The 6,532-nt window shown below is 63.6% G+C and carries 7 protein-coding genes and 1 tRNA gene; 1 reads left to right on the forward strand and 7 read right to left on the reverse strand.

What is annotated here, in order from left to right; genetic code table 11:
- Nucleotides 1–297: 297 nt before the first annotated feature.
- Nucleotides 298–1,659, forward strand: a complete 1,362-nt coding sequence (locus tag VK519_RS11450; protein ID WP_324349907.1) for an epoxide hydrolase family protein — start codon at nt 298–300, stop codon at nt 1,657–1,659.
- Here VK519_RS11450 and VK519_RS11455 read toward each other — a convergent pair.
- From VK519_RS11455 to tolA, 7 genes are all read right to left on the reverse strand, one after another.
- Nucleotides 1,647–1,722: transfer RNA gene (locus VK519_RS11455), tRNA-Lys, on the reverse strand. The two genes, VK519_RS11450 and VK519_RS11455, sit on opposite strands and share 13 nt — an antisense overlap.
- A gap of 40 nt (nt 1,723–1,762) precedes the next feature.
- A complete protein-coding gene (gene queC / locus VK519_RS11460) occupies nt 1,763–2,446 on the reverse strand; it encodes a 7-cyano-7-deazaguanine synthase QueC (protein WP_324349909.1) in 684 nt (227 codons plus the stop codon).
- 12 nt (nt 2,447–2,458) lie between these two features.
- Entirely contained in the window at nt 2,459–3,142 is a 684-nt protein-coding gene (queE, locus tag VK519_RS11465) for a 7-carboxy-7-deazaguanine synthase QueE (RefSeq protein ID WP_324349911.1), read from the reverse strand.
- Nucleotides 3,143–3,155: 13 nt separating this feature from the next.
- A complete protein-coding gene (ybgF, locus tag VK519_RS11470) occupies nt 3,156–4,052 on the reverse strand; it encodes a tol-pal system protein YbgF (protein ID WP_324349918.1) in 897 nt (298 codons plus the stop codon).
- Nucleotides 4,053–4,054: 2 nt separating this feature from the next.
- Nucleotides 4,055–4,558 (reverse strand): OmpA family protein, encoded by a 504-nt coding sequence (locus tag VK519_RS11475; protein ID WP_250625067.1) that lies wholly within the window; start codon nt 4,556–4,558, stop codon nt 4,055–4,057.
- A gap of 234 nt (nt 4,559–4,792) precedes the next feature.
- Nucleotides 4,793–6,121, reverse strand: a complete 1,329-nt coding sequence (gene tolB / locus VK519_RS11480) for a Tol-Pal system beta propeller repeat protein TolB (protein WP_414692743.1) — start codon at nt 6,119–6,121, stop codon at nt 4,793–4,795.
- Nucleotides 6,118–6,532 (reverse strand): cell envelope integrity protein TolA (gene tolA, locus VK519_RS11485; protein WP_324349916.1); only part of this gene is annotated, 415 nt, incomplete at its 5' end. The genes tolB and tolA, both read right to left, overlap by 4 nt.

Below are 6,532 nucleotides of genomic sequence, written 5' to 3' on the forward strand. Positions count from 1 at the left end.
GCCTTGGAGCGGCGGCGGTGATCATCGCTGCGCAGTGGCGCATCGTCGGCGCCCTGCTGGAAGCACAGAACGCCGCGCTGGCAGCGCAGCTGGCCCGGGCGATGTCTTCGTGAGGCAAAGCGCCCTCGCGGGCACTGGCAACCTATAGGCGCGAATGGCGGGCCCCAGGTGCCGCACGGTGAACCTAATACCAAAGTGCTATCGACGCACCCTGTCGAGTCTGCTTTGATCGGCTAGGAACCATAGGAAATCCATGTTAGCGGCAGGCTGACTGATTTCATCCGTCAAGGAGATCTCATGTCACACGACGCCAAGCCGCCGTCACCCGGGCGACGCAAACTTTTAGGTGCCGCGGCAGCAACATTCGCGGCGGCCCCGTTCGGCATGCTCGGGTTCTCCGAAACGGCCATCGCCATGGGCAGCCCCGCAAAACAAACAGGCAGCCATGGGGCTGCCATCACCCCGTTTCAGATCCATGTTCCGGATGCCGAACTTGCCGATCTGCGCAGGCGCGTGGAAGCAACACGATGGCCCAGTCGCGAAACGGTGCCGGATGCGTCTCAAGGCGTTCAGCTGGCGACGATGAAGGCGTTGGCGAGCTATTGGGTGAAAGAATACGACTGGCGCAAGGTCGAGGCGAGGCTCAATGCCCTGCCGCAATTCATCACCCAGATCGACGGGCTGGACATCCATTTCATCCATGTCCGCTCGAAGGAAAAGAACGCCCTGCCGCTTATCGTTACGCACGGATGGCCTGGATCGATCATCGAGCAGCTGAAGATCATCGATCCGCTGACCAATCCCACCGCACATGGCGCGAGCGCATCGGATGCATTCGACATCGTGATTCCGTCGTTGCCCGGCTACGGGTTCTCGGGCAAGCCCACTGCCCCCGGCTGGGATCCGGTTCGTATCGCCCGCGCCTGGATCACGCTGATGCATCGCCTTGGATACAAACGCTTCGTGGCGCAAGGGGGTGATTGGGGTGATCCGGTGACCGAGCAGATGGCCGTGCTTGCGCCTTCGGACGTCATGGGCATCCACTTGAACATGCCCTCCACCTTGCCGCCTGAGATTGTCAAAGCACTCAGCGCGGGAGGTCCACCTCCGCCGGGTCTCTCACCCGACGAACGCCATGCTTACGAGCAGCTTGATTTCTTCTACAAGACGGGGCTGGGCTACGCCAACGAGATGAGGCTCAGGCCCCAGAGCCTGTACGCCATCGAGGACTCACCTGTCGGCCTTGCAGCCTGGATACTCGATCACGACGCGCGCAGTTACGAGCTGATCGCACGCGTGTTCGACGGAAAACCGGAAGGCCTTACGCGGGACGACATCCTCGACAACATTACCCTCTATTGGGTGACCAACACAGCGATCTCTTCCGCTCGCCTGTATTGGGAAAACAAGCTTGCGTTCTTCGTCCCGCAGGGCGTCACCGTGCCTGTGGCCGTCAGTGCCTTTCCCGATGAGCTCTACCAGGCGCCGCAGAGTTGGGCCAAGGCGGCCTTTCCCAAGCTCATCCACTACAACCGGTTGCCCAAAGGGGGCACTTCGCCGCGTGGGAGCAGCCGGCACTATTGTCGGATGAGGTTCGCACCGGATTCAGATCGTTGCGGTAGCAGACTGACATCGCAAGCTACGCATGGTGGGCCGTGATGGATTCGAACCATCGACCAACGGATTAAAAGTCCGCTGCTCTACCAACTGAGCTAACGGCCCGGAGCGATAGCCTGATAGTTTAACCGGTTGGGTTCGCCTGTCACAACACGTAGCGGGTGGGATCGGACAGGCCGGCAGCCTCGAAGCCTTGCCGGCGCAGGCGGCAGGCGTCGCAGTGACCGCAGGCACGGCCTTCCGCATCGGCCTGGTAGCAACTTACCGTCTGGCTGAAGTCGATACCCAGGCGCGCACCCTCACGGGCGATATCAGCCTTGCTCATGGCCATCAGCGGGGCATGGATGGTCATCCGGTGGCCTTCCACCCCGGCCTTGGTGGCGACGTTGGCCAGGGCCTGGAATGATTCGATGAAGGCAGGGCGGCAGTCGGGGTAGCCGGAATAATCAACCGCATTGACACCGCAGAAGATGTCGATGGAGCCGAGCACTTCGGCCCACCCGAGCGCGATGGAAAGCATGATGGTGTTGCGGGCCGGCACGTAGGTCACCGGGATGCCCTCACCGCCCTCTTCCGGCACGTCGATGTCGGCGGTGAGCGCCGAGCCGCCGATGCTGCGCAGGTCCACCGTTACTGTTTTGTGCGCGACGGCGCCGAGCATGCTGGCAACCCGTGCGGCGGCGGCGAGTTCGGAATTGTGGCGTTGGCCGTAGGCCACGCTCAGCGCGAACACTTCAAAACCTCGCTGCCGAGCCAGCGAAATGGTGACGGCTGAATCCATGCCGCCAGACACCAGCACCACTGCGCGGGGTTGTTTCACTTCGTTCATCACTCGACTCGATCAGTGGCCCGCGGCGTCGTTCCACAACAGCTTGTGCAGCTGCATCTGGAAACGCACCGGCAGGCGTTCGGCCAGGATCCACTCGGCAAGCTCGCGGGGATCCACCTTGCCGTGGACAGGGGAGAAAAGCACCATGCAGATGCGGTCGATCGCGTGCTGGGCTACCGCGTCACGCGACCATTCGAAATCGCCACGGCTGGCGATGACGAACTTGACCTGGTCGTGTGGCAACAGGTGCGCCAGGTTCGACCACAGGTTGCGTGCGCTCTCGCCGGAATCCGGCGGTTTGAGATCCATCACCTTGCGCACGCGTGGGTCGACCGCCGATACATCCAATGCACCGGAGGTCTCCAGCGATACTTCGTAACCGGCGTTGCAGAGCTTCTCCAGCAGCACCAGGCAGCGCTTCTGCGCCAGCGGTTCGCCACCGGTCACGCATACGTGCCGCGCGCCGTGGCTGGCCACCTCGGAGAGGATGGCATCGATGTCGTGCCACTGGCCGCCGTGGAAGGAATATTCGGTGTCGCACCAGACGCACCGCAGGGGGCAACCGGTGAGGCGCACGAATACGGTGGGCCAGCCGATGGCGTCGGCTTCACCCTGGATGGAGTGGAAGATCTCGGTAATGCGAAGGCGTTCGGCCCGGGGGGCCGCCGCGTTCGCCACGGGGGCCTCGGCGTTCATCGCTATGGGCCCGTTAGTTCGCCGGCTGCTGCATGCGGCGCAGGCGCTCGGCGGCAAGGCTGGCGGCCTTTGAGCCGGGATACTTCACCGACACCGATTTGAGTGTGGCCACCGCTTCGTTCTGCTGCTTGAGCAACTGCTGGCAGTAGCCCATCTTCAGGAGGGCATCGGGTGCTTTCTCGCTGGTGGGCCAATGGCCGACCAGGCGCTTGAAGGCTTCCAGCGCCACCGAATAGTTGGTGGCGCCGTAATACGACTCACCCAGCCAGTAATAGGCGTTGGGCGCCAGCGGGCTATCCGGATACTTGGTGAGAAAATCCTTGAAGCCCTTGGCTGAAGATGCGAAATCGCCGCCGCGCAACGCAGTAAAGGCCGCGTTGTACGCCGCCTGCTGGGCGGGGTCGACCGCCTGCGGGGTGGGTGCCTTGGTGGCAGCTGCCGGTGCTGCGCCACGGCCGCCCACGGGGGTAACCGACGCCGGCTGCGGGGGCGGCGCCATCATGTCGTCGGTGGTGCTGTCGGCGGACGCCGGCGTAGGAGAGGTGGCTGCCGATGCCGCCGCAGGGCCTGCGCCTGGCGCGGTGCCCGCACGGTTGCCCTCAAGACGCCCCAAGCGGGTGTCGAGGTCTACGTACTGGCTCTTGCCGGAGTCCTGCATGGTCTGCAACTGATGCTGCAGCTCTTCAATCTTGCCCTGCAGCTGGGCGTTCTGCTGCTGCAGTTCGGAAATCTGGTTGACCGTGCTGGCATTGGCCTGGTTCGCCTGCGCCTGTTGTTCGAGGCGGCTGACGCGGTCGGCCAGGGATAGACGCGTGTCTTGCGCCTGCACGGGGAAAATAAAGCCAAACAACGTGGCGGCCATCAAGGCCGCCACGCTGCATGTGGCCAGGTAGTTCCTGGACAACACCATCATTACTTCGCGGTGTATTCGATCTCAACGCGACGGTTCTTCGACCAGCAGTCTTCGTTGTGCTCGCGGCAGGTCGGATCTTCCTTGCCCTTCGAGACGACGGTGACCTGGCCCGACTGGCCAGCCAGCACGCCCTGGACAGCATTGCCACGGCGCTCGCCGAGGCCCAGGTTGTACTCGCGGGTGCCGCGCTCGTCGGTGTTGCCGGTCAGACGGATCTGGGCCGACGGACGGTCACGCAGGTACTTGGCGTGGCAGGCGAGGAAAGCCTGGTATTCCGGCTTCACTTCGTTGCTGTCGAAGTCGAAGTACACGGTGCGCTGACGCAGGCAGTCGACGGTATCGAGCGACTCGGGCGTGTAGGCGCCGTCGTTGGTCGGGGCCTGGGTCTGAGCCATCGGCTCCGGCGGCGGCGGGGGCGGGGTCTTGACAGCCTTCTTCGAGCAAGCGGCCACCGCGCCAACGCAGAACAGGGCGGCGAGGGTGACGCGAACGGTCTTATTCATGGGACGTTCCTTCAACAGTTTGGGATCCGACAGTCGGTTTCTTTTTGGGACAGGCTCGCCGGTGGTCCGGCTGTTGTTTTTAAAGCTGGCGCCAGCGAGGCGCTGTCCCGCGCCCCTGCCAACGCTTTCGCAGATGACCTTCTAAAGCCAACCGCCAAATTCTCTCATGGCAAAGGCGCGGAATTCCGCGCCTGCCGTGTTTCCCGCCCCGTCGCGTCAAACGCGCCAGGGGCTTCAACGCTGCCGGTAGGGTCCCCAAGACGGTTCGCGGACATCGCCGTCCGACAGAACCAGGCGCTGGCGCACCAGGCCATCTGCCGATACCGCATACAGCACACCGCGGGTTCCCTGCGATGCAGCATAAAGAAGCATCCCGGCGTTCGGCGCGAAGCTGGGCGAATCGTCGACGTTACCCGGCGAAACGTAGCGCACCTGGCCGCCAAGACTACGGTCCATGATGGCAATACGATACACGTTCCCGTTGCCCTGCACCATGGCAATCTGCTTGCCGTCGTAGGTGACCGAGGCGCTGGCGTTGAAACCGCCACTGAAGGTGATGCGCTGGGCGTCCCCGCCAGACACAGAAGTCTGGTAGAGCTGGGGCTTGCCGGAGCGGTCGGAGGTGAAGATGATCGACTGGCCATCCGGGGTAAACACCGGTTCCGTGTCGATCGATACGTTGTTGGTGATCCGGCGCTCCTGGCGGGAGGCGACGTCGATGACGAAGATTTCGGGGTTTCCTACATAGGACAGGGACACCGCCAGCTTGCTGCCGTCCGGGGACCACGCCGGGGCGCTGTTGATGCCGCGGGGGTGCGAGGCGATCAGCGTACGGGAACCGGTGCCGATGTCCTGCACGTAGACGGCCGAGTTGCCGCTTTCGAACGACACGTAGGCGATCTTGCGACCGTCCGGCGACCAGGCTGGCGACAGCAGGGATTCCTTCGAGCGGGCCACGACCTGGGGGTTGTAGCCATCGGAATCGGCCACGATCAGTGAGTAGTTGGCATTGCGGTTCAGACCCACCGCCGTGACGTAGGCGATGCGGGTCCAGAAGGCGCCACGGACGCCGGTGATCTTTTCATAGATCTGGTCGGCGATCTGGTGGGCCACGCCGCGCAGGTCGCCTGCCGGGGCGGTAAACGCCTGGGAAAGAAGGCTCTGCTGGCGGTTGACGTCCCACAACTCGTATTCCACCCGCAGCATGCCGCCGCCGGCATCGACGATGCGGCCGACGGTGATGTAATTCTGCTTGAGCAGGCGCCAGGTGGCGAACTGGATGTCCGACCCCTTCGAAGGCATCTCGACGATGTCCTTCTTGTCCAGGGCGCGGAATTTGCCCGAGCGGTTGAAGTCGGCCCGCATGACGTCGGCGACGTCGGTGGGTAGCGGGGTACCTTCGGCCTGGGCAAAAGGCACCACGGCGATCGGCGTGGCGGACTTCAAGCCCTGGGTAATATCGACGTTGAGCGACTGGGCGGCCACGGGGCCGGCCACGAAGGCGGCCGCGGCGGCAAGGGCGAAGGCAAGGAGATGGGTCAGTTTTCGCATGGGCGGGATCATTGCGGCCTGAAGGTGATGGTTATGTCACGCTGGAAGACGGACTCGAAGCCCTGGTAGGGCAAGGGCTTGGCGGCCAGGACGGCGTTTTCGACCGACTGGCGACCGGCAGCATCGTACGGACAACTGGAATCCACGCTGACGCTGAGGACATCGCCGCCCGGAATCTGGGTGACATGCACCTTGCAGCTTGTCCCGGACTGGACGGTATCGGGCTGGATCCAGTGCTGGGTCACCGAATTCTGGATGGCGGCCTGGTAACGGCCCACGAGGCCCGTATCGGCGCCGTTGGTGCCGGTCTGCTTCTGGTCGGCGTTGGGTAGGTCCGGCAGGGCGTCATTGGAGGCGTTCTTCAGTTCCTCGGCCTTGTCCTGGGCCTGTTTCTTGGATGCGTCGGCCTTCTTGGTCGCGGCC

The organism is Pinirhizobacter sp. (assembly GCF_035317885.1).
Classification (GTDB): domain Bacteria; phylum Pseudomonadota; class Gammaproteobacteria; order Xanthomonadales; family Rhodanobacteraceae; genus Pinirhizobacter.